Source organism: Micromonospora sp. NPDC023869 (assembly GCF_055559695.1).
This window is the reverse complement of record NZ_JBVHKD010000005.1, coordinates 48366-71182: the sequence shown is the minus strand read 5'-3', so window position 1 is coordinate 71182 and position 22817 is coordinate 48366. Positions and strand designations below refer to the sequence as shown.

Genomic DNA, 22817 nt, shown 5'->3' with positions numbered 1-22817 from the left:
GTCAGGGACCGGGCGGTACGGGTGCGCCGCGCCACCCGTACCGTCACCTGCCGGCCTTCTCGGCTTCCTTGATGGCTTCGGCCCAGGCCGCGCCGGACGCGAGCGTGCCGTTCTGCACCCGGTTGATCACATTCTCCACCGCGACCCGGGTCGGCCCGTTCTTGCGGCCCAGGTACTGCGGGGTGAGCCCCTCGGCCATCTTGGGGAAGATCTGCCCGACCGGCGCGGAGTTGAAGAACTCGTTCTTGAACTCGGCGATCGCCGGATCGGCGTAGAGGGCGGGCTGCGAGGGCAGGTTGCCGACCGTCTTGAAGACCTCGATCTGCTGCTCCGGCTGGATCAGCCACTCCACGAACTTGTACGCCTCGTCGACGTTGCGCCCCTGCTTCGGCACGGTGAGGAAGGAGCCGCCCCAACTGCCGCCGCCACCCGGCACGGTGGCGATGTCCCACTGTCCCTTGGTGCCGGGTGCGGTGTTCTGGATGTGCCCGAGCATCCACGCCGGGCAGGGCAGCACCGCGAACGCGCCGCTGGTGAAGCCCTTGTCCCAGTCGGCCTGGAAGCTGGTCAGGTTCGCGGAGATCCCGGCGTCGGCCGCCCTGACCGCGTAGTCGAAGGCGACCTTGGGGCCGCCCGCCATCTGCAACTGCTCGTCGGCGTCGAAGAAGCCGACCTGCTGCTGCCCGAGGATCGGGTTGAACAGGTTGGTGGCGTTGTCGATGAACTTCTTCCCCGTCTCGGCGGTGTATCCCTCGCCGACCTCCAGGAACTTGTCCCAGGTGGGCCAGAGTGCGGAGACCTGGTCACGCGCGGTGGGCAGACCGGCGGCGGAGAAGAGGTCGGTGCGGTAGCACATGGCCAGGCCGCCGACGTCGGTGCCGAGGCCGATCTGGGTGGCACCGTCGGCGGAGAGCGACTGCTTCCACTTCCACGGCAGGTAGTTGGTCTCGTAGGTGCCGGCGCCCTTGTCGAGCAGGTTGACGAACTTGTCGGCCTGGCTACGGAACTGGACGATGAATCCCTCGTCGATGGCGGCGATGTCGGGGGCGCCGGAGCCGGCGATGAGCTTCTTCTGCAGGTCCTCGTGCTGGGCGTTGTACTCGCCCGAGTTGAGGGCGATCTTGACGTTGCTGTTCTCCGCCTCGTACTTCGTCTTGAGGTCCTGCAGGCCGAAGTCGCCCCAGAAGTTGATCGTCAGGGTGACCTCACCGCCGGAGCCGCCGGTGGTGCTGCGTCCGCTGCACGCGACGACGAGCGAACCGACCGTCAGACCCACGGCTGCGACCCGCAGCCACCGGGGCGTGGACCGTCTCATGACCCCTCCTCCAAACAGGCTGGGAATGCTCAATAAATCGAAGAACATTGACTGAACCGGATAAGTTAGGACCGTAAGTGCATGCTCTCGCGGTGTCAACGGCGCGTTACGAACAGCGCCTAACGGTGACCTGCCGGTCGGCTGAACCGAACAAGTGACGGCGTCCGACCGACCGATCGAGACGGTGTCGGACCGCCACCGGGACAGCGGCGGGCGACCGGTAGCGTTGGTGCCCGACGCCCGCGCCACCGCGCGCGGCGGGCAGGCAGAGCGATCAGGAGGACGTACGCCGGTGAAGCGGCCCACCATCGCGGACGTCGCCCGGCGGGCGGGGGTCTCCAAGGGCGCGGTGTCGTACGCGCTCAACGGGCAGCCGGGCGTCTCCGAGGCGACCCGGCAACGCATCCTCGCCATCGCGGCCGAGATCGGGTTCAGTCCGAGCAGCGCCGCCCGGGCCCTGTCCGGCGCGACCGCCCGGGCGATCGGGCTGATCCTGGCCCGACCGGCGCAGACGCTCGGCATCGAACCGTTCTTCATGGAGCTGATCAGTGGAGTCGAGGCGGAACTCTCCGCCCGTTCGTACGCGCTGACCCTCCAGGTGGTGGCCGACCAGGACGCCGAGATCGCGGTCTACCGGCGCTGGTGGGGCGAACGGCGGGTCGACGGCGTACTCGTCTGCGACCTGCGCACCGACGACCGGCGGGTGCCGGTGCTGGAGGAGTTGCGCCTGCCCGCCGTGGTGATCGGCGGGCCCTCCGGCACCGGCCGGCTGACCAGCGTCTGGTCCGACGACGCGGCGGCCCTGGTGGAGACCGTGGAGTACCTGTACGCGCTGGGACACCGGCGGATCGCCCGGGTCGGCGGCCTGCCCGACCTGTTGCACACGGCGACCCGCACCCGGGCGTTCGGCGAGGTGTGCCAGCGGCTGGGGCTGGCCGAGGCGACGACCGTCTCCTCCGACTACACCGGCGAGGAGGGCGCGCGGGCCACCCGCCGACTGCTCAGCTCCCGGATCCGGCCGACCGCAGTGATCTACGACAACGACGTGATGGCCATCGCCGGACTCTCGGTGGCCCAGGAGATGAAGCTCGCCGTCCCGACCGAGCTGTCCATCGTGGCCTGGGACGACTCCCCGCTGTGCCGGCTGGTGCACCCGCCGCTGACCGCGCTCGGCCGGGACATCCCCGCGTACGGCGCCCACGCCGCCCGACACCTGCTCCAGGCGATCGAGGGCGCTGCGGCGGTGGTCGTCGAGGACGAGACCGCGCACCTGACCCCGCGCGGCAGCACCGGTCCGCCCCCGTCTCGCCCATGAACCGGTTAAGCCGCATTCATCGTCATCGTGACGTGGACGGGAACTCCTCGAAGTACGCCTCCACCCGTTCCGCAGTCGCCGGTCGGGCGAGTTCGAAGCCCTGGCCGTAACGGCACCCGGCGCGCTGCGCCCCGTCGACCTGGTGGGCCGACTCCAGTCCCTCGGCGACCACCTCCAGTCCCAACCGGTCGGCGACGGTGACCACCACGTCCAGCAGCGGACCGGCCGGATCGCCGCTCGGCACCACCGACTCCGGGCCGACCTTGAGCAGGTCGATCGGGAGCCGCCGCAGCTGGGCCAGGGAGGCGTGCGCGGCCCGGAAGTCGTCCAGGGCGGTCCGGATGCCCATCGACCGCAGACCGGCCAGCCGGGCCACCACGGTGGACAGCTCGGCACCCACCCGGGGCTCGGCCACCTCCACCACGAGTTGGTCCGGCCCCACCCCGTACGCGTCCAGCACCGCCGCCGTGCGGGGCACGAAGTCCGGCGAGGTCAGCTCACGGGTGGTGACGTTGACCGACATCCAGAGCCGCCGACCGCCGCCGGACCAGTGCGCCAACTGCCGGCAGGCCCGGTCCAGCACCCAGACGCCCAGCTCGCCCACGATGTCGAGGTCCTCGGCCACCGGCAGCAACTCCGCCGGGAAGACGGTGCCGAGCACCGGGCTACGCCACCGCAGCAGCGCCTCGGTGCCGACCGGCGAGCGGTCGGCCAGGTCCACCACCGGCTGGAACACCAGGTCCAGCTCGCCTCGGGCGACCGCGCCGGGCAGCTCCCGTTCCAGGTCCAGCCGCCGGACCAGTTGCTCCTCCAGGTAGGCGTCGTACCACTCGACCCGCTCCCGGCCGAGTTGGGCGGCCCGCCGCCGGGCCAGATCCGCCTGCCGCAGCACGTCCTCCGGGCGACCGGGGGTCAGTTCGGCCAGCCCGACGCTGGGTCGCGAGCGCAGCACCGCGCCGGCCACCTCGTACGGGCGGCGCAGCTCGGTGATCAGGCGGGTACCCAGCGCGTAGGCCAGCATCGCCCCGGCGTCGGTCACCACCGCCAGCCCGCTGCCGGCCAGGTCGAACACCTCGTCGCCGGCGGTCACCACGGCGCGTGCCCGGCGCACCGCCTCGGCGGCCACGTCGTCGCGGAGTGCCACGCCGGGCAGCTCGGTCAGGTGCAGGTCCACCACCAGCAGCGCACCCTGGTCCGGCCAGGCCGCCAGCGCCCGCAGCAGACCGGGGCGGCCGTCCGGCCCACGACTCTCGGCAGTGACCGGCTCCGGTCCGGGGGGTGCCGGCTCCGACGACGCCGCGGACTCCGCAGCGCTCCGGACCAGCTCCCGGGCCACCAACGGAGGCACTGCGGCGAGCGCGAGCAGCACCGCCGTGTTGTCCAGCAGGAGACCGGCCTGCAACTGGTGGACGACGGCGAGCACCACCGCCGACGCCGGGACCACCACCACCGGCCAGACCCGGGCCGTCCGATCCTCCGGTTCGGGCGCCGACCGCGCCACCTGCCGCATCCCGGCGGCGACCAGCAGCACCCCGGCCACCAGCGGGCCGACCGCCAGCAGTGCCACCCGACCGGCGGTCGCCGGCAGCACCGCCAGCAGCACCAGCGCGAACAGGATGGCCGACGCACCGGCCCGGCACCGGCTGAGGCCGCCGGCCCGATGAGCGCCGGTCAGCACGAGCAGCGCGTCGACCGCCAGCACGCCCAACGCCACCGCCGCGACCAGCCGCACCGAGGGTGCCGTGTCGGCGTACGGCAGCAGCAGCCAGGCGACGAGCACCAGCCAGACGCCGGGCGCGGCGGCGTCCAGCACCCTCAGCAGCCGTACCCGCCACGGTGGTCTCGGCGGTCGGGGCAGGCTCGACAGGCCACCGACGAGCAGTGCGGCGGTGCCGAGGAGCCCGACCGTCGCCGCAGTCGGGCGGAGTCCCATCGAGGCCAGTGGCAGGACGGCGGCGGTCAGACCGGCGGCCATCACGGCACCGTGCAGCAGGGCGGCGGCGCGGCGGGGCCGAGCCGCACGACGACGCGCCAGCCGACCGCCGTCGGTGGACCCGGAGGGCACGTCGGTGCCGGTGGCGAGTCGGGACAGGCGGACGCCCGCCAGCGTGGAACCGGCCGCTCCGGCGAGCGCCACCACCGCCAGGGCCGGGACCGCACCGACCGCGCCGGCTACGAGCAGCAGCACGACCAGCGCGAGTACGCAGGACTCCGGCAGGAACGGTGAGCGGACGCCGGCACGGAACACGGCGGCTCGGAACACAGACGCGACGGGCACGACGGTCGCCTTCGTGAGGGGGCACTGGGGCGGTGCGGCGGTGCGTGGGCGGCGACAGGTGAAGTCCACCGCCCAACATCGATGAACGAGCCAGCTCGCCGGGAGTGACGGCCAGTCGACAGTGAGTCCGGTCACGTGCTCCGGCTTCGGGGACGGCCCGCTGCGGGCGGCGTCCGGCCTGGTGCAATCATCGGGACATGGCTCGCTCCGACACCACCCGATTCCGGCACAACCAGGCCATCCTGGTGGCGGCGATCGTCGCCACCATCGGCGCCCTGCCACTGGCCGGCGCCCGCGCCTATCTGCTGCCGGTGTTGCTGGTGCCGCTGGCGGTGGCGGTCTGGGCGTGGCGGGCCGGCACCGACGCCGATCTGGGCGGGCTGCGCCTGCGCGCGCTGGCCGGTCAGCGACGGATCCCCTGGGACCAGGTGGCCGAGCTGGGCGCCGACCCCCGGGGCCGGGCGGTCGCCCGGCTCGACGACGGTGAGCAGCTCCTGCTGCCCGCCGTACGCCGCGAGGACCTGCCCCGCCTGGTGGCGGCGGCCGGCCGGGGCGAACCCGAGACGGCTCAGTAGCCGTCGACCACCACGTTCTCCGGCCGCTCACCGGCGGCGAACCGGCGGATCTGCTCGCCGACCAGCCGGTAGGCCCGGGGCAGCAGCCCGCGCACCGAACCGGCCACGTGCGGGGTGATCAGCACGTTGGGCAACTTCCAGAGCGGGTGGTCGGCGGGCAGCGGCTCCGGGTCGGTGACGTCCAGCGCGGCGGAGATCCGGCCGGTGGACAGCTCGGCCAGCAGGGCGTCGGTGCGGGCCACCGGCCCTCGGGCGGCGTTCACCAGCAGCGCGCCGTCCGGCATCGCGGCCAGGAACTTCTCGTCGACCAGGCCCCGGGTCCGATCGGTCAGCGGCACCAGCAGCACCACCACGTCGGCGTGCGGCAGCAGCCCGGGTAGCTCGTCGACGCCGTGCACCCCCTGCTCGGCGCGGGCCGTCCGGGCGACCAGGGTGAACTCCACCTCGAACGGCGCGAGCCGGTCCCGCACGGCGGTGCCGATCGACCCGGCACCGACGATGAGGACCCGCTTGCCGGCCAACTCGTCGGTGGGCGCCACCTCGTCGTACGCCCACCGCCGCTCGGCCTGGGCGCGGATCATCTCCGGGAAGGCCCGCAGTCGGGACAGGATCGCGGTCACCACCCACTCGGCGGTGGACGGGTCGTGCACACCCCGGGCGTCGCAGAGCATCACCCCGTCCGGCACCCGGCCGGCCCAGGCGTCCGCACCGGCGGAGAGCAACTGCACCACCGCCAGGTCCGGCAGCTCGTGCGCGAACGGAACGATCTTCCGGGTGGCGAGGAAGGGCGGCACCCAGAACCGGACCCCGGCCACCGACGAGGGCGGTCTCGCCGGGTCCTCCATCGTCTCGACGGTGATCTGCGGCGGCAGCTCGCCGAGCAGGGCGTGACCGGAGTCGTGCGGGATCCATACCTTCACGCCAGCCGACGATAGACCCGTCGTCCGTACCGCCACCGGGGCGGGGGTCCGCCGACCTCCACGCCGACCGACACGGCGGGCTAGGCTCGGGCGGGTGAGCGCTCCCCCGTACTCTCCGGCCCGTCGGGTCCGCGGGTTCCTCGCGGCCTCCTGCACGACGCTGCTGCTCGCGGCCACCGGGTGCAGTCTCGGCGAGCCCGAACCGGACCCGGCCGGCGAGCCGCCGAACCTGCCGACCCCGTCGGCCAGCGCCGCCGGCGGCGGCCAGGAGGTGGTGGCCACCGTGCTGGCCCAGGGCCTGCGGGTGCCGTGGGGCATCGCCTTCCTGCCCGACGGCGGGGCGCTGGTCACCGAACGCGACAGCGGCCGGATCGTCCAGGTCGGCCCGGAGTCGAGCCCGGACGGCCTACGGATCACCGAGCGGCAGACCGTCGACGACGTGGTCGCCTCCGGCGAGGGCGGCCTGCTGGGCATCGCCGTGTCGCCGGAGTTCGCGCAGGACCGCACGGTCTTCGTCTACTACACCGCCGAGGAGGACAACCGGATCGCCCGGATGCGGCTGGGCGAGAAACCCACCCCGATCCTCACCGGCATCCCCAAGGCAGGCATCCACAACGGCGGCGGCCTGGCGTTCGGCCCGGACGGGCAGCTCTATGCCAGCACCGGCGACGCCGGGGACACCGCGCAGTCGCAGGACGCCAAGAAGCTCGGCGGCAAGATCCTGCGGATCACCACCGAGGGCGAGCCCGCGCCCGGCAACCCCTTCCCGAACTCCCCGGTCTGGTCCCTCGGCCACCGCAACGTGCAGGGCATCACCTGGGCCGGCGACCGGATGTACGCGGTGGAGTTCGGCCAGAACACCTGGGACGAGATCAACCAGGTGACCAAGGGCAAGAACTACGGCTGGCCCGAGGTCGAGGGACGCGGCGGCGACAAGGATTACGTGGACCCGATCGTGCAGTGGTCGACCGACGAGGCGTCCTGCTCCGGCCTAGCCGCCGGTGAGCGGCTGCTGGCCACCGCCTGTCTGCGCGGGCAGCGCCTCTGGCTGGTCGAGCTGACCGACACCGGCACCGTCCTCGGGCAGCCGCAGGCGCTGCTGACCGAGGAGTACGGGCGACTGCGGGCGATCGCCGCCGCGCCGGACGGCTCATTCTGGGTGGGCACTTCCAACCACGACGGACGCGGCCGACCCGCACCAGAGGATGATCGCTTGTTGCGGCTTGTTTTCGCAGGTGGCGGCGCTGGGCGAAGCTGAGGCATTCTCGACACGCAGCACCTCGGGTTTGCCAAGATCCTCAGGCGGGCAGGTCAGAATCTCAGCATGGACGATCACGAGAACGAGAAGCCGCACCGCGATCGGAACGGGGACGACCCGACCGGTCGCCCGCGTCGCTTCGTCTCGCTACGGCGCGCCGCCGCCGGTCCGCCCCGCGCCGGGCGGCGCAGCGGGCTGCGCCGGTTGGGTGCCGGACTGGCGCTGCTGGTCGTCACACTGACCGGGGTGCTGCTCGGGGTGCTCGCCGGCGGGCACGTCAGCACCGACATCGGGCCCTTCCAGGCCCGACTGTCCGTTTCACCGGCGGTCAACGGCAGCACCACCGTCGACATCCCGCCGCTGGGCGCGCTGCTCCTGGACAGCCACGACGGGCCGACCCGGCTGACCGTGGAGCTGGGCGCGCTGGACCAGGGCCGCACCGAGGCCCTGATCGACGACCCGGCGAGCATCAACCGGGCCACCCAGTCGGCCGTCGACGACGTGCAGGAGGGTGTGCTGCGGCTCGGGCTGCGGACCGTCGGCGCGACCGTGCTGGCCACGCTGGTGCTGGCGCTGCTGGCGTTCCGGGACACCCGACGGGCGGCCTGGGCCGGCGCGCTGGCGCTGGCGATCAGTGCGGGCAGCCTGGGCACCGCCGCCGCCACCGTCCGACCGCAGGCGATCGAGGAGCCCACGTACGAGGGGCTGCTGGTCAACGCCCCGGCGATTGTCGGTGACGTACGCAAGATCGCCAACGACTACGGCCGGTACGCCGAACAGCTCCAGCGGCTCATCGGCAACGTCACCCAGCTCTACACCACCGTGTCGGCCCTGCCGGTGTACGAGCCGGAGCCCGGCACCACCCGGGTGCTGCACATCTCCGACATGCACCTCAACCCGGCCGCCTGGCAGCTCATCCGCACGGTGACCGAGCAGTTCGGCATCGACGTGGTGATCGACACCGGCGACATCACCGACTGGGGCAGCGAGCCGGAGGCCTCCTACGTCGGTTCGATCAGCCTGCTGGAGAAGCCGTACGTCTACATCCGGGGCAACCACGACTCGCCGCGTACCGCTGCGGCGGTGGCCCGGCAGCCGAACGCGATCGTGCTGGACAACACCACCGCCACCGTCGCCGGGCTGACCATCGCCGGCATCGGCGACCCGCGCTTCACCCCGGACAAGAGCACCTCACCGGCGAGCGGTGGGCTCAACCAGCCCACCGCCGACGAGCTGATCGCCACCGGGGACAAGCTCGCCGCCACGATCCGCAGCTCCCCCCGGCCGGTGAACATCGCGCTGGTGCACGACCCGGCCTCCGCCGGCCCGATCTCCGGCACCTGCCCGCTGGTGCTCGCCGGACACACCCACGACCGGCGGGTGAACACGCTGCCGGAGGTGCCGGGCGAGCAGCCGACCACGCTGATGGTGCAGGGCTCCACCGGCGGGGCCGGGCTGCGCGGCCTGGAGGGCGAGGAGCCGACCCCGCTGGCGATGACCGTCCTCTACTTCGACCAGGACAAGCAGCTCCAGGCGTACGACGACATCACCGTGGGCGGCACCGGGCAGGCGCAGGTGAACCTGGAGCGCACTGTGGTCCAGCCGCCGACGCCGCTGCTGACCCCGCCGATCACTCCCACCCCGACACCGACCCGCTGAGCCCCGCTCGATCCTGGATCCAGTGGCCTCCTCCGCCCCCGATGCCACTCGATCCGGGATCGAGCGTGATCTTGACGCCTGTCGCCGGCTGGGTCAGCGCAGGGCGAGAGCGGCCAGGGCGGCGTTGACGATGCTGCCCGGCAGCAGGTCGTGCAGCTCGTACAGCTCGGCGACGCTGCCGGACTGGCCGAACTCGTCCACGCCGAGCGGCACCGCCGCCGCACCGACCGCCGACCCGAGCCATGCCATCGCGTGCGAGGCGGCGTCGTGCACGCTGACCACCGGCACCCGGTCGGCGAAGGCGGACCGCAGCGCGCCCGGGACGCTGGGCACGGTGGCGGTGCGTACGCCCTGCCGCAGGGTGCGCTGCCACGCGCGGTAGAGGCGGTCCAGGCTGGTCACGTCTACCACGTGCGCGGCGACGCCCTCGTCGGCCAGTTCCGCCGCGGCGGCGAGCACCTCGGGCAGGACCGCGCCCGAGGCGGCCAGTTGCACCGTCGGCGCGTCGGCCAGGTGCGGGTACGCCTGGTGCGCGTCGACCAGCCGGTACGCTCCGGCCAGCACCTGCCGGCGCAGCACCGCGTCCCCGAGACGGGCCCGGGCCGCCTCGAACGGCGCCTGGTCCAACGGGCGGGTGCTCAGCCGGAAGTAGTACGCCCCGTCCTCGGCCGGCGCGGCCGTCGGCACCGGCTGCGGGGCACCCGCGATGTGCCCGAGCGCGTCGCAGAGCAGCCAGTCCAGGCCGACCGCGTACGCGGGCTCGACGAAGGTCACGCCGGGCAGTTCCAACCCCACGCTGGCGGTGATGGTCGACTGGTGCGCGCCGCCCTCCGGGGCGAGGGTGATGCCGGACGGGGTGCCGGCCACCACGAACCGGGAACCGGAGTACGTGCCGTAGAGGAACGCGTCCAGCCCGCGCAGCACGAACGGGTCGTAGACGGTGCCCACCGGCAGCAACGGCTGGCCGGACAGGTCCCACGACAGCCCGAGCTGGCCGAGCAGCAGGAACAGGTTCATCTCGGAGATGCCCAGCTCGATGTGCTGCCCCTCGGGGCTCTCCGTCCAACGCAGCATCGTCTCCGACGACCAGGAGCGCTGGGCGGTCGGGGCGAACACCCCGGTCCGGTTGATGAACCCGGCCAGGTTGGTCGAGGTGGCCACGTCCGGCGCGGTGGTGACCAGGTACTTCCCCACCTGCTGATCACGGGCCAGGTCGACCAGGACCCGACCGAAGGCCTCCTGGGTGGAGATCGGCTTGTTGGCGCGTACGTTCGTGGCCTGCGGGACGGTGACCCCGAGCGCACGCTCGCGGGGCGCACGGGACAGCGACTCCCGACGCTGCCCGGCCCGGATGCCGGCCGGGGACGCCGGGTCGAGGCGGTCCCACTCGGTGTCCCGGGTCAGGTCGTGCCCGGCCCGCAGCGCGTCGACCTGCTCACCGGAGAGCAACGCCGAGTGGTTGCGCGGGTTACCGGCGATCGGCAGACCCCACCCCTTGACCGTGTACGCGAACACCACGCTCGGCCGGTCGGTCACCGCGTCGCACTGGGCGTACGCGTCGAGCAGCGCCGCCAGGTCGTGCCCGCCCAGGTCGGTGACGAGCGGGCCGAGGTCCTCGTCGGTGATGTCGGCGATGAACGCGGCGATGCCGTCGGGCGCACCGTCCAGGAACTGCTCGCGCAGCGCCGGCCCGGTCAGCCCGAACAGCGACTGGTACTGCTCGTTCGGCATCGCGTCGATCCAGTCGCGCAACGCCGCGCCGCCCGGCCGCTGGTACGCCTCGGCGAGCCGGCGACCGTACTTGACCTCGACCACGTGCCATCCGGCCGCCTCGAACTGGCCCCGCCACTGGTCGATGCGGACGCCGGGGACGACCCGGTCCAGCGACTGCCGGTTGAAGTCGACCACCCACATGACGTTGCCGAGTCCGGTGGTGGCCGGATCGGCGACCGCCTCCCAGATGTTGCCCTCGTCCAGTTCCGCGTCACCGATCAGCGCCACGAACCGGGAGTGCGGACGCGCGCCGAAGTGCGCGTCGACGTACCGCCGGGTCACCGCCGCGAATAGCGGCGCGGCGGCGCCCAGGCCCACCGAGCCGGTGGAGAAGTCCACGCCGTCCGGGTCCTTGGTCCGCGACGGGTACGACTGGAGTCCGCCCCGGGAGCGCAACGTGGTCAGGTACGACCGGTCCAGGTTGCCGAGCAGGTACTGGACGGCGTGGAACACCGGCGAGGCGTGCGGCTTGACCGCGACCCGGTCCTCGGCGTCGAGGTGCGCGAACCACAACGCGGTCATCACGCTGACCAGCGAGGCGCTGGACGCCTGGTGCCCGCCGGCCTTCACCCCGTCCCCGGTGCTGCGGTCGTGGTTGGCCGCGTCCACGATCCGGGTGGCGAGCCAGAGCACCCGGCGCTGGATGTCGTCGAGGACGTCGATGTCGTGCTGTTTCACGGTGCGCTCCAGGGGTCCGGCGCGTCGTCGTTGACGCCCGGTCGGGGGACGGGGGGTGGTGGTGCGGATGCAAGGAAGGGACCCTTCCTATACACCAGACGATAAGAAGGGTCCCTTCCTTACACCTCAGGCGCCGAGGCGCTCCAGGATCAGCTCGCGGACGGTCTTGGCGTCGGCCTGCCCGCGCGTGGTCTTCATGACCGCGCCGACCAGCGCGCCGGCTGCGGCGACCTTGCCGCTGCGCACCTTGTCGGCGATGTCGGGGTTGGCGGCGATCGCCTCGTCTACCGCGGCGGTCAACGCACCGGTGTCGGAGACGACCTCCAGGTTCCGGTTGGCCATGATCTCGGTGGGCGAACCCTCGCCCGCGACCACGCCCTCCAGCACCGTACGGGCCAGCTTGTCGTTGAGCTTGCCGGCGTCGACCAGCCCCTGGAGCTCGGCGACCTGTGCCGGGGTGGCGCCCACGTCGGCCAGTTCCACGCCGGTCTCGTTGGCCCGCCGGGACAGCTCGCCCAGCCACCACTTGCGGGCTGCGGCCGGGGTGGCGCCGGCGGCGACGGTGGCCTCGATCAGCTCCACCGCACCGGCGTTGAGCACCGACTGCATGTCCGCCTCGGAGAGCCCCCACGCCTGCTGGAGCCGACGCCGGTGCAGCCGGGGCAGCTCCGGCAGGGCCGCCTTCAGCTCGGCCACCCACGCGGTGTCCGGCGCGAGCGGCACCAGGTCCGGCTCGGGGAAGTAGCGGTAGTCGGTGGCGGTCTCCTTGGACCGGCCGGGCGTGGTGTCGCCGGTGTCCTCGTGGAAGTGCCGGGTCTCCTGGGTGATCCGTCCGCCCGCGTCCAGCACCGACGCCTGCCGCAGCATCTCCGAACGCACCGCCCGCTCGACCGAGCGCAGCGAGTTGACGTTCTTGGTCTCGGTGCGGGTGCCCCACTCCTCGCCGGGCAGGTTCAGCGACGTGTTCACGTCACACCGCAGCGAACCCTCCTCCATCCGCACGTCGGAGACGCCGAGCGAGCGGAGCACGTCGCGCAGCTCGGTGACGTACGCCCGGGCCACCTCGGGGGCGAGCCCGCCGGTGCCGGGGATCGGCTTGGTCACGATCTCCACCAGCGGAATGCCGGCCCGGTTGTAGTCGACGAGCGACTCGGTCGCGCCGTGGATCCGGCCGGTGGCGCCGCCGACGTGCAGCGTCTTGCCGGTGTCCTCCTCCAGGTGCACCCGCTCGATGCCGATCCGCACCGTCTCGCCGTTCACCTCGACGTCCAGGTAGCCGTCCACGCAGAGCGGTTCGTCGTACTGGCTGATCTGGAAGTTCTTCGGCATGTCGGGGTAGAAGTAGTTCTTCCGGGCGAACCGGCACCACTGCGCGATGGAGCAGTTCAGCGCCAGGCCGATCCGGATGGTCGCCTCGATGGCCGCCTTGTTGGCCACCGGCAGCGAGCCGGGCAGGCCCAGGCAGACCGGGCAGACCCGGGTGTTCGGCTCGCCGCCGAAGTCGGTCGGGCAACCGCAGAACATCTTCGTGTTCGTGCCCAGCTCGACGTGGGTCTCCAGGCCGATCACCGGCTCGAATCGCGCGACGACCTCGTCGTACGCGGGCAGCGTCGTGGTCATGAGAACTCCAGCTTTCGGGCGGTAGCCGGCCCGCGCCGGCATCCGGACACAACGCCGCCCAGCCTAGCCGCTCCGCCCGCCTGGTCTCGGTCGGGCGTCACACCGCGGTGAACCCCTGCCGACGGCGGTACGCCACCACCAGCAGGATGCCGCCGATGCTGAACGCCACGACACCGAGGAGCATCAGCACCAGGGTCGAGTTCGACCCGGTGACCGGCAGCCAGGCCCCGGTCGTCCGGGACGGCGACGGCGCGGCGGCGGTCGGCGTCGGGCTCTGCGACGGAGTCGGGTACGCGGTCGGCTGCGCGGTCGGGGTCGGCGAGGCCGACGGGGTGGCCGTCGGGTCGGGGTAGACGACCAGCGACACCTCCTCGGTGTCGCTGGTGGCGGTGCCGGTGGCGCGGACCGTGAAGTCGAAGGTGCCGGCGACGGTCGGGGTGCCGCTGAGCGCGCCGTCCGGGTCGAGCACGAGCCCGTCCGGCAGCGCCCCGGCGGCCAGCCCGAACCGGATGTCGGAGTCGCCGTCGGCGGTGAACCGGAACGAGTACGTCTGCCCGGCCGTACCGCGCGGCGGCGCGGCCGAGGTGATGACGGCGGCCGGCGTGGCGATCACCAGCGTGACGTCCTGCTGCCCCTGGAAGCCGTTCGCGTCGGTCACCAGCAACCTGAAGCGGTAACGCCCGGCCTGGCTCGGCGAACCCGCGAGGACACCCGCCGAGGTGAGCGACAGACCCGGCGGCAGCGCACCCGACCCCAGCGAGACGGTGTGCGGGGCGGTGCCGCCCGAGACGGTGAACCGGTGTGTCGGATAGACCTGCCCGACGTACCAGGGCGAGACCGGCTCGGGCGACGTCACGGTGACGACCGGCTGCACCACCACCACGGTCACCTGGTGGTCGGCGGTCTCCCCGCTCGGCGAGCCGGTGGCCCGGACGGTGAAGGCGAAGCGGCCGGCGACGGTGGGCGTCCCGGTCAGGGTGCCGGACGAGGAGAGCGCCAGGCCGGGCGGGATCGCACCGGCGACCAGCGCGAACCGGATCTCGTCGTCACCGGTGGCGGTGAAGGTGTGACCCGGGTACGGCTCGTAGGCGGTCACCCCGGACGGCGGCGGGGCGGAGGTGACGGTGATGGTGACGACCGCCGGATCCACGATCACCGGATCGACGGCGGCCGGTTCTGCGGCAGCGGGCGCGGCGACGCCGATCAGCAGCATCGTGAGCACCGAGACAATCGTGATCGGCCGCAGCGTCTTCATCGCAGTTCCAGTCGGCTAGAAGCCCATGCTTGCGTTTCGCCAGCGGCTCGGACTCTATCCAACCCGCGCACGTCACCACGCGTTATGAGTCCGAACGGTGACCTCGTGTCACCGGATGGGCCGGGCGACGCCCGGCGGGGCGGTGCGGAACCGCCCCGCACGGCGTCACAGCGTCGGCGGCGTGAGGGTGCCGACCGCGCTCTCCAGCGCGGCGGCCACCCGGTACATCCGGTCGTCGGCCATCGTCGGAGCCATCACCTGCAACCCGACCGGCAGCCCGTCGGAGAGACCGCACGGCACCGAGATGCCCGGACCGCCGTACAGGTTGGTCGGGATGGTGAAGAGGTCGGCCAGGTACATCTGGTACGGGTCGGAGGTGCGCGCGCCCAGCGGGAACGCCACGAACGGCGTGGTCGGCGAGATCAGCGCGTCGACCCGCTCGAACGCGGCGGTGAAGTCGCGGGTGATCAGCGTACGGACCTTCTGCGCCTGCCCGTAGTACGCGTCGTAGTAGCCCGACGACAACGCGTACGTGCCGAGCATGATCCGCCGTTTGACCTCGGGGCCGAAGCCAGTCTCCCGAGTCAGCGACATGACCTCCTCCAGCGACCGGTTGCCGTCGTCGCCGATGCGCAGACCGAAGCGCACCCCGTCGAAGCGGGCCAGGTTGGAGGAGCACTCGCTCGGGGCGATCAGGTAGTAGGCCGGCAGCGCGTACGCGAAGTTCGGGCAGGACACCTCGACGATCTCCGCGCCCAGCTTGGTCAGCGCGTCGACGGCCTCGTTGAAGGCGGTCATCACGCCCGGCTCGGCGCCCTCGCCGACGAACTCGGAGACGATGCCGAGGCGGACCCCGGTCAGGTCGCCGGTCGCGCCGAGCTTCGCGGCGGCCACCACGTCCGGCACCGGGGCCGGGATGGAGGTGGAGTCACGCGGGTCGTGGCCGGCGATCGCCTCATGCAGCAGCGCGGCGTCCAGCACCGTACGCGCGCACGGGCCGGGCGTGTCCAGCGAGGAGGAGAAGGCCACCAGGCCGTACCGGGAGGTGCCGCCGTAGGTCGGCTTCGCGCCGACGGTGCCGGTGACCGCGCCCGGCTGGCGGATCGAGCCGCCGGTGTCCGAGCCGATCGCCAGCGGCGCCTCGTACGCGGCCAGCGCCGCCGCGCTGCCCCCGCCGGAGCCGCCCGGGATGCGCTCGGTGTCCCACGGGTTGCGGGTCGGCCCGTACGCCGAGTACTCCGTGGAGGAGCCCATGGCGAACTCGTCCATGTTGGTCTTGCCGAGCATCACCGTGCCGGCGGCGCGCAGCCGCTGCACGATCGTCGAGTCGTACGGCGGACGCCAGCCCTCCAGGATCTTCGAGCCGACGGTGGTCGGCACGCCCCGGGTGGTCAGCACGTCCTTGACCGCGACCGGCACTCCGGCCAGCGGGCCCAGCTCCGCTCCGGCGGCCCGCCGGGCGTCCACCTCGCGGGCGGCGGCGAGCGCGCCCTCGGTGTCGACGTGCAGGAAGGCGTGCACCCGGTCGTCGACCGCGGCGATCCGGTCCAGGTGTGCCTGGGTCACCTCGACCGCCGAGGTCTCACCGGAGGCGACCAACCCGGCGATCTCGGTGGCGGTGAGTCTGGTCAGGTCGCTCATGACGCCACTCCGCTCCGCTGCGTGGCGTCATGAGGCACCACGCTGAGTTGATTGTCCGCTCGCTGAAGCTCGCTCACGATGCCACATCCTCGTCCAGGATCCGCGGAACGCGGAACCGCTGCTCCTCGGCGTCGGGCGCGCCGGACAGCGCCTCCTCGGGGGTCAGGCCCGGCGTCACGACGTCCTCGCGGAGCACGTTGGTCAACGGCACCGAGTGCGAGGTCGGCGGGATGTCGGCGGCGGCGACCTCGCCCACCTGGGCGACCGCCTGGAGGATCACGTCGAGCTGGCCGGCGAAGGTGTCCAGCTCCTCCTCCGTCACGGCGAGCCGCGACAGTCGCGCCAGGTGCGCGACCTCCTCGCGGGAGATGGCGGCCATCGGTGCCCCCTTCGTGGCTGTCCTGCGTCTGCGTACGCCCACCGCGCGGCGTGCGACGCGACGCGCGGTGACCGGAGCGAGTCTATTGTTCCGCGCCCGGCCCGCCGCCCCCGGCTCCCCGGGGGCGTCCGGCTCCCGCCGAACAGAGACCTGGGCGGGCGGGCGGCGTCACGGCGGCCCGGCCGCGGGTCACCGAGGGCTGCGGCGGGGTACGTCCGGCTCGTCGTGGCCGCCGAGCGGGCGTACCGGTCGGTACCGGCCGAGCCAGGCGACCAGTTCCTCGGCCGGCATCGGCCGTGCGTAGAACCAGCCCTGCGCGGCGTCGCATCCGGCCGCGTGCAGCATCCGCCAGGTCTTCTCGTCCTCCACGCCCTCGGCGACCACCCGCAACCCGAGCGCCTTGCCCAGCTCGATCGTCGACCGGACGATCGCCGCGTCGTCGGAGTCCTCGGTCATCCCGAGCACGAAGGACCGGTCGACCTTCACCTCCGACAGCGGCAGCCGGCGCAGGTGTTGCAGCGACGAGTAGCCGGTGCCGAAGTCGTCGAGCGCGATGCCGACCCCGATCCGGTGCAATCGGGTGATGGTGGTCAGCACCCGGCGCGGGTCGGCCATCAACGCGCCCTCGGTGATCTCCAGTTGCAGCCGGTCCGGCGCCACGCCGTAGCGGGTCAACCGGTCCGCGATCTGGTCGGCGATCTCGCCGGTGTGCAGGTCCCGCACGCTGACGTTGAGCGCCGCCCGCAGGCCCAGACCGGCCGCCGACCACTTGGCCAACTGTTCGACCACGTCGTCCACCACCCGACGGGTGAGCAGGCGCATCACGGCGCTCTGTTCGGCGACCCGGATCAGTTCCTCCGGGTCGACCATGCCCCGGCGCGGGTGCCGCCACCGCAGCAGCGCCTCGACCCCGACCACCTCGCCGGTGGCGATGGCGATCTGCGGTTGGTAGTACATCGTGATCTCGCCCGCGTCCCCGGCCGGGTCACCGCCGAACGCGGCACCGACGGAGGGCGTGCCCTCGTCCCCCGGCCGGTGGGCGCCGACCGGTCCGGACCACGGCTCACCGGGGACCGCCGCCGGGTCGGCGGGCCGGGCGGTACGGCGCAGGATCGGGTCGGCACCGGTGACGATCCGGGCGATCAGCTCGTCGTCCGACGCGACCACCGGCGGCCGGTGACGACGGCGGAACCACCGGCCACCGCTGGGCTGCCGCACCACCGAGGTGGTCAACGCCGCCCCGTCCCCGCCCCGCACCACCGGCGCGGCGTCCCCGTCCCGCGCCACGGGCGCGGCGTCCCCGTCCCGCACGCCGTCCGGCGCCACGGGCGCGTCACCCGGGGCGTCGGGCAGGGCGGGGCGGCCCGTCGCGCCCGCGTCCAGCACCCGGCGCAGGTCGGCCAGCAGGCCCAGGCGCTCGGCGGAGTTGTGGTCGGACTCCGCGGTGTAGACGGCGACCGTGTCGTTGCGGTGCTTGGCGTCGTACATGGCCACGTCGGCGTGGCGCATCAGGGTGGCGAAGTCCTCGCCGTGCTCCGGGTACAGCGCGATGCCGATCGAGCCGCCGACGTCCAGCGGCAGCCCGTCCAGCGGCACCGGCTCGGCGAGGACGCGCACCACCTGGTCGGCCAGGGCGCGGGCCTGGGTGACGTCGTCCACCCCGGTCATCACGATGGCGAACTCGTCGCCGCCGAGGCGGACCACCAGGTCCGACGCCGGCACCACGTCGGTCAGTCGGGCGCTCACCTCGACCAGCAGCCGGTCGCCGACGGCGTGCCCGAGGGCGTCGTTGACGTTCTTGAAACGGTCCAGGTCGATCAGGAGCAGGGCCAGGCGGGCGCCGGGTGCACCGCGTGCGGCGCGCTCGGCGTGCCGGTGCACCTGCTCATTGACCTCGCTGAGCAGCGCCTTGCGATTGGGCAGCCCGGTCAGCGGGTCGAGGGCGGCGAGCTGATGCTGCTCCACGGTGAGCCGGGCCATCCGGTAGACCGCGAACAGCGGCACCAGCACCAGCGGCACCAGCGCGGCACTGGCCCGGGCGGCGGTGACCAGCACCGGGGCGAGCAGCAGCAGGGACCCGGTGGAGAGCAGCTCGAACGGCAGTCCGTGGCGGGCGTTGGGCCACCACCGTTCGCCGAAGCGCAGCCGGACGGCCGTGGTGACCAGCCCGTAGTTCACCACGAACCAGGCCACCCCGGCACCGCCGATCGCGGCGATGTCGGTCCATCCCAGACCGCCGCCGTCGAAGATGCCGCCGGGCCCGAGCCGGGTGACGGCGTACGCGGCGGCCAGCGAGCAGGCGTACTGCCCGGCGTTGAACGCGACCCGCCAGGGGGCGTGCCGCATCCGGGCCCCGGAGACCAGCACGGCGACCGCCTGCACCGCGACCGCCGGGCCGAGACCCCAGCCGAGCAGGATCGCGAAGATGAAGCAGGTCGACGGGAAGACCGCGGACGAGGAGGGCCGCCGGCCGGGCGGCAGGAACGGGCGTGCGTCGCAGGCGACGGCGAGCAGGGCCATCGTCCAGAACGCCGCCGGCAGGTCCGGCAGCGTTCCGGCGAACGAGACCAGCGGCCCGACGGAGAGCAGCACGGCCAGGACCAGCACGAGGCCGACGAAGACCGAGAACGGCGCGGTACGCCCGGGCGGGACGAGGTTGCGCGGATCGGGCGGCTCCATCACACCTCCCGCTACAGGACGCGACGCGTGGGTTCACGCGCCGTGTCCTAATGAAACGCCCCCGACGACCGGAAACCAGGTACGACAGCCACGAATCGGTCGTAGTCGTAATTAAGTTGGTATCCGGGCGAGTCCCCGCAAGATCGGCAAGTGCCTCACTCCTCGACGCGGGCCACCACCCGGGCCGCCTCCGCGCCGGAGTCGAGCAGCACCTGGAAGCCCTCCTCGTCGAGGATCGGCACCTTCAGCCCGGCCGCCTTGTCCGCCTTGGACCCGGGATTGTCGCCGACCACCACGAAGCCGGTCTTCTTCGACACCGAGCCGCTGACCTTGCCGCCCCGGGACTGGATCGCCTCGGCGGCCTGGTCCCGCGAGTAGCCGGCCAGGGTGCCGGTGACCACCACCGTCACCCCCTCCAGCGGACGCGGCCCCTCCCCCTGCGCCTCCTCGGCCATCCGGACGCCCGCGTCGGCCCACTTGCGGATCACCTCGCGGTGCCAGTCGACGGCGAGCCACTCCCGGATGCTCACCGCGATGGTCGGCCCGACACCGTCGACGGAGGACAGCTCCTCCTCGGACGCGGCGTCGATCGCCTCGATCGACCGGAAGTGTCGGGCGAGCGCCTGCGCGGCGGTCGGCCCGACGTGCCGGATGGAGAGGGCCACCAGCACCCGCCACAGCTCGCGTTCCTTGGCGACGGCGAGATTGTCGAGCAGCTTGACGGCGTTGCTGCCGAGGCTGCCGTCCTTGTTGACGAAGAACGGCGAGGTGGCCAACGCGTCGGCGTCGAGTGAGAACAGGTCGCCCTCGTCGGTGATGACCTGCGCGTCGAGCAATGCGGCGGCGCTCTTGTAGCCGAGCGCCTCGATGTCGAACACCTTGCGCCCGGCCAGGTGATAGACCCGCTCGCGCAACTGCGCCGGGCAACTGCGCGAGTTGGGGCAGCGGATGTCGACGTCGCCCTCCTTCGCCGGGGCGAGCGGGGTGCCGCAGGCCGGGCAGACGGTGGGCATGACGAACGCCCGGGCGTCGGGCGGACGCAGCTCGACCACCGGGCCGAGCACCTCGGGAATCACGTCACCGGCCTTGCGGATGACCACCGTGTCGCCGATGAGCACCCCCTTGCGCTCCACCTCGCGCGCGTTGTGCAGGGTCGCGTACGCGACGGTGGACCCGGCCACCTTCACCGGCTGGAGCAGCGCCCGGGGCGTGACCCGACCGGTCCGTCCCACCTCGACCTCGATGTCGAGCAGGGTGGTGTTGACCTCCTCGGGTGGATATTTGAAGGCGATCGCCCAGCGGGGTGCCCGGCTGGTCGAGCCGAGCCGGCCCTGGATCGGCACCGGGTCGACCTTGACCACCACGCCGTCGATCTCGTGCTCCACGTCGTGCCGGTGTGCGGCGTAGTGCGCGATGTAGTCCCGGACGCCGGCCAGGTCGGACACCACCCGCCAGCGGTCGCTGGTGGGCAGCCCCCAGGCTCGCAACGCCGAGTACGACTCGGACTGGGTGGCCGGCTGGAAGCCGCGCCGGGCACCGATGCCGTGCACCACCAGACGCAGCGGTCGGGACGCGGTGATCCGTGGGTCCTTCTGCCGCAGGCTGCCGGCGGCGGCGTTGCGTGGGTTGGCGAACGGTGCCTTGCCCTGCTCGACCAGGCCCGCGTTGAGGTCGGCGAAGGCGGCGACCGGGAAGTAGATCTCGCCGCGCACCTCGATCAGCTCGGGGACCGGGCCGAACTCCGCCGAGTCGGTCAGCCGGCCGGGCACGTCCCGGATGCTGCGCACGTTGGCGGTGACGTCCTCACCGGTGCGGCCGTCGCCCCGGGTCGCCGCCCGGACCAGTCGACCCGACTCGTAGGTGAGGTTGATCGCCAGCCCGTCGACCTTCAGCTCGCACAGGTAGGGCACCGGGCCGCCCGCGTCCCGCTCGACCCGCTCGGCCCACGCCGCCAGCTCCTCGTCGGCGAACGCGTTGTCCAGCGACATCATCCGTTCGGCGTGCGCGACCGGGGCGAAGTCGGTGGAGAAGGTGCCGCCGACCCGCTGGGTCGGCGAGTCCGGGGTGCGCAGCGCCGGGAACTCCTCCTCCAGCGCCTCAAGCTCCCGCAGCATCCGGTCGAACTCGGCGTCCGAGACGGTCGGCGCGTCGAGCACGTAGTAGCGGTACTGGTGCTCGGTCAACTCCTGGCTCAGCGTGGCGTGCCGTTCCCGGGCCTGCGGGGTGGGCTCGGCGCCGGCCGCCGCCTCCTGCGCCGCGCTGACCTGCTCGCCGATGGCTTCCTCGGACACCCCGCGACCTCCTGTGATGGGTACCCCGGCACGGTATCCGGCGGGTCGGACAGTTCGCCGACAACCCCACCGCTTCCCGCCGGTCAGCGCCTCTCCCCGCCGGAGGGCGGCGCGTGTTCGACCAGCGGTGCGCGCTGCCGGGCGGCGGTCAGCGCTGCCAGGTCGCGGCGAGGGCGGCGAGTTGGTCGGCGTACTCGATGCGACCGGCCCAGTCGGCGGGCCAGGCGGTGGCGCCCACGGCGGCGCCGACGAAGGCCCCGGCGAGCGCGGCGATCGAGTCGGAGTCACCGGCGGTCCGGGCACCCCGGGCCAGTGCGCCCACCGGGTCGTCGGCGTGCCGGACGGCGCAGTACAGCGCGGTCGCCAACGCCTCCTCGGCGATCCAGCCCTCACCGGTCCACCGGCACGGGTCGCCGCCGTCGTCGGGGCCGGCGAGCGCCGCGTCGAGCCGGGCCAGCACCCGCAGGCACTCGTCCCAGCCCAGGGCGATGAACTCGGCGGGCGACCCCGCGCCCGCGCGCTGCCACAGGTCACCGAGCCAGTCGCCCCGGTAGACCTCGCGCTGCTCGTGGGCCCGCGCGGTGAGCCGGCCGGGAAGCTCGGCCGGCGCCGCGCCGTCGACCAGCAGCCGCACCGCGTACGCGGTCAGTTCGCTGGCCGCCAGGCCGGTCGGGTGCCCGTGCGTCAGCCCCGCCTGGAGCTGGGCCAGTCCGGCGGCGGTGTCGAGGTCGACGTCGAGCAGCCCGACCGGGGTGACCCGCATGTTCGCCCCGCAGCCCTTCGACTCGACCTGACTGGCCTGCTGCCAGGGCAGCCCACGGGACAGCTCGGCACAGGCCCGCAGGCAGGTCATCCCGGGCGCGCGGTTGTTGTCCGGGCTGGCCGCCCAGGCCAGGAAGCGCTGCCGCAGCAACGGCTCGACGATCTCGGCCGTGTACGCGGGCGCGTCGTGCAGCGCCCAGCCGACCGCGAGCGCCATCTGGGTGTCGTCGGTGACCAACGCCGGATCACCGACCAGGTCCCGGGGTCCGGTCGGGCCGTACCGCCGGTCGATCTCGGCCACGGTGAGGAACTCGGTGGGCTTGCCCAGGGCGTCACCGTAGGCGAGTCCGAGGAGCGAGCCGGCGGCCCACCCGCGCACAGGACTGATCATGGTGGCGATCATGCCCGCTCGGATGGGC

At 73.0% G+C, this 22817-nt stretch carries 15 protein-coding genes; 4 read left to right on the top strand and 11 right to left on the bottom strand.

Features of this window, described 5'->3' with window-relative positions; genetic code table 11:
• Positions 1–43 precede the first annotated feature (43 nt).
• Positions 44–1315, bottom strand: coding sequence for an ABC transporter substrate-binding protein (locus ACZ31C_RS16400; protein ID WP_465796003.1), 1272 nt, complete (start codon positions 1313–1315; stop codon positions 44–46).
• Positions 1316–1607: 292 nt separating this feature from the next.
• Between ACZ31C_RS16400 and ACZ31C_RS16395 the strand changes: the two genes are divergently transcribed.
• Positions 1608–2630 carry a LacI family DNA-binding transcriptional regulator gene (locus tag ACZ31C_RS16395; protein ID WP_465796002.1) on the top strand — a complete coding sequence of 341 codons (1023 nt, stop codon included), beginning with the start codon at positions 1608–1610 and terminating at the stop codon, positions 2628–2630.
• Between the two features lie 22 nt (positions 2631–2652).
• On the opposite strand, the gene ACZ31C_RS16390 is transcribed toward ACZ31C_RS16395, so the two are convergent.
• The gene (locus ACZ31C_RS16390; protein ID WP_465796001.1) at positions 2653–4908 is read right to left on the bottom strand and encodes an EAL domain-containing protein; all 2256 of its coding nucleotides are present in this window, start codon (positions 4906–4908) and stop codon (positions 2653–2655) included.
• A gap of 197 nt (positions 4909–5105) precedes the next feature.
• Here ACZ31C_RS16390 and ACZ31C_RS16385 point away from each other — a divergent pair, with 197 nt between their 5' ends.
• A complete protein-coding gene (locus ACZ31C_RS16385; protein ID WP_350693533.1) occupies positions 5106–5483 on the top strand; it encodes a PH domain-containing protein in 378 nt (125 codons plus the stop codon).
• On the opposite strand, the gene ACZ31C_RS16380 is transcribed toward ACZ31C_RS16385, so the two are convergent.
• Positions 5477–6403 (bottom strand): 2-hydroxyacid dehydrogenase, encoded by a 927-nt coding sequence (locus tag ACZ31C_RS16380; protein WP_465796000.1) that lies wholly within the window; start codon positions 6401–6403, stop codon positions 5477–5479. The two genes, ACZ31C_RS16385 and ACZ31C_RS16380, sit on opposite strands and share 7 nt — an antisense overlap.
• A 94-nt stretch (positions 6404–6497) precedes the next feature.
• Between ACZ31C_RS16380 and ACZ31C_RS16375 the strand changes: the two genes are divergently transcribed.
• Together ACZ31C_RS16375 and ACZ31C_RS16370 are read left to right on the top strand one after the other, a co-directional pair.
• Positions 6498–7661, top strand: a complete 1164-nt coding sequence (locus ACZ31C_RS16375; RefSeq protein WP_465795999.1) for a PQQ-dependent sugar dehydrogenase — start codon at positions 6498–6500, stop codon at positions 7659–7661.
• A gap of 66 nt (positions 7662–7727) precedes the next feature.
• A complete protein-coding gene (locus tag ACZ31C_RS16370) occupies positions 7728–9320 on the top strand; it encodes a metallophosphoesterase family protein (RefSeq protein ID WP_465795998.1) in 1593 nt (530 codons plus the stop codon).
• 93 nt (positions 9321–9413) lie between these two features.
• On the opposite strand, the gene ACZ31C_RS16365 is transcribed toward ACZ31C_RS16370, so the two are convergent.
• The 8 genes from ACZ31C_RS16365 to ACZ31C_RS16330 form a co-directional block, all read right to left on the bottom strand.
• Positions 9414–11771 carry a transketolase-like TK C-terminal-containing protein gene (locus tag ACZ31C_RS16365; protein ID WP_465795997.1) on the bottom strand — a complete coding sequence of 786 codons (2358 nt, stop codon included), beginning with the start codon at positions 11769–11771 and terminating at the stop codon, positions 9414–9416.
• 126 nt (positions 11772–11897) lie between these two features.
• On the bottom strand, positions 11898–13391 hold the full coding sequence (gene gatB / locus ACZ31C_RS16360; protein ID WP_465795996.1) for an Asp-tRNA(Asn)/Glu-tRNA(Gln) amidotransferase subunit GatB: 1494 nt from the start codon (positions 13389–13391) through the stop codon (positions 11898–11900).
• Positions 13392–13488: 97 nt separating this feature from the next.
• The gene (locus ACZ31C_RS16355) at positions 13489–14646 is read right to left on the bottom strand and encodes a putative Ig domain-containing protein (RefSeq protein ID WP_465795995.1); all 1158 of its coding nucleotides are present in this window, start codon (positions 14644–14646) and stop codon (positions 13489–13491) included.
• A gap of 165 nt (positions 14647–14811) precedes the next feature.
• A complete protein-coding gene (gatA, locus tag ACZ31C_RS16350) occupies positions 14812–16287 on the bottom strand; it encodes an Asp-tRNA(Asn)/Glu-tRNA(Gln) amidotransferase subunit GatA (RefSeq protein ID WP_465795994.1) in 1476 nt (491 codons plus the stop codon).
• 73 nt (positions 16288–16360) lie between these two features.
• A complete protein-coding gene (gatC, locus tag ACZ31C_RS16345) occupies positions 16361–16666 on the bottom strand; it encodes an Asp-tRNA(Asn)/Glu-tRNA(Gln) amidotransferase subunit GatC (RefSeq protein WP_350693519.1) in 306 nt (101 codons plus the stop codon).
• 189 nt (positions 16667–16855) lie between these two features.
• Positions 16856–19345 carry a putative bifunctional diguanylate cyclase/phosphodiesterase gene (locus tag ACZ31C_RS16340; RefSeq protein WP_465795993.1) on the bottom strand — a complete coding sequence of 830 codons (2490 nt, stop codon included), beginning with the start codon at positions 19343–19345 and terminating at the stop codon, positions 16856–16858.
• 155 nt (positions 19346–19500) lie between these two features.
• Positions 19501–21636, bottom strand: coding sequence for an NAD-dependent DNA ligase LigA (gene ligA / locus ACZ31C_RS16335; protein ID WP_465795992.1), 2136 nt, complete (start codon positions 21634–21636; stop codon positions 19501–19503).
• Positions 21637–21784: 148 nt separating this feature from the next.
• A complete protein-coding gene (locus tag ACZ31C_RS16330) occupies positions 21785–22801 on the bottom strand; it encodes an ADP-ribosylglycohydrolase family protein (protein ID WP_465795991.1) in 1017 nt (338 codons plus the stop codon).
• Positions 22802–22817 lie beyond the last annotated feature (16 nt).

Excerpts from the sequence above, each read along its gene's own strand:
- gatB (WP_465795996.1), bottom strand. The coding sequence starts at position 13,391 with ATGACCACGACGCTGCCCGCGTACGACGAGGTCGTCGCGCGATTCGAG.
- gatC (WP_350693519.1), bottom strand. The coding sequence starts at position 16,666 with ATGGCCGCCATCTCCCGCGAGGAGGTCGCGCACCTGGCGCGACTGTCG.
- ACZ31C_RS16355 (WP_465795995.1), bottom strand. The coding sequence starts at position 14,646 with ATGAAGACGCTGCGGCCGATCACGATTGTCTCGGTGCTCACGATGCTG.
- ACZ31C_RS16330 (WP_465795991.1), bottom strand. The coding sequence starts at position 22,801 with ATGATCGCCACCATGATCAGTCCTGTGCGCGGGTGGGCCGCCGGCTCG.
- ACZ31C_RS16400 (WP_465796003.1), bottom strand. The coding sequence starts at position 1,315 with ATGAGACGGTCCACGCCCCGGTGGCTGCGGGTCGCAGCCGTGGGTCTG.
- ACZ31C_RS16385 (WP_350693533.1), top strand. The coding sequence starts at position 5,106 with ATGGCTCGCTCCGACACCACCCGATTCCGGCACAACCAGGCCATCCTG.
- ACZ31C_RS16370 (WP_465795998.1), top strand. The coding sequence starts at position 7,728 with ATGGACGATCACGAGAACGAGAAGCCGCACCGCGATCGGAACGGGGAC.
- ACZ31C_RS16340 (WP_465795993.1), bottom strand. The coding sequence starts at position 19,345 with ATGGAGCCGCCCGATCCGCGCAACCTCGTCCCGCCCGGGCGTACCGCG.
- gatA (WP_465795994.1), bottom strand. The coding sequence starts at position 16,287 with ATGAGCGACCTGACCAGACTCACCGCCACCGAGATCGCCGGGTTGGTC.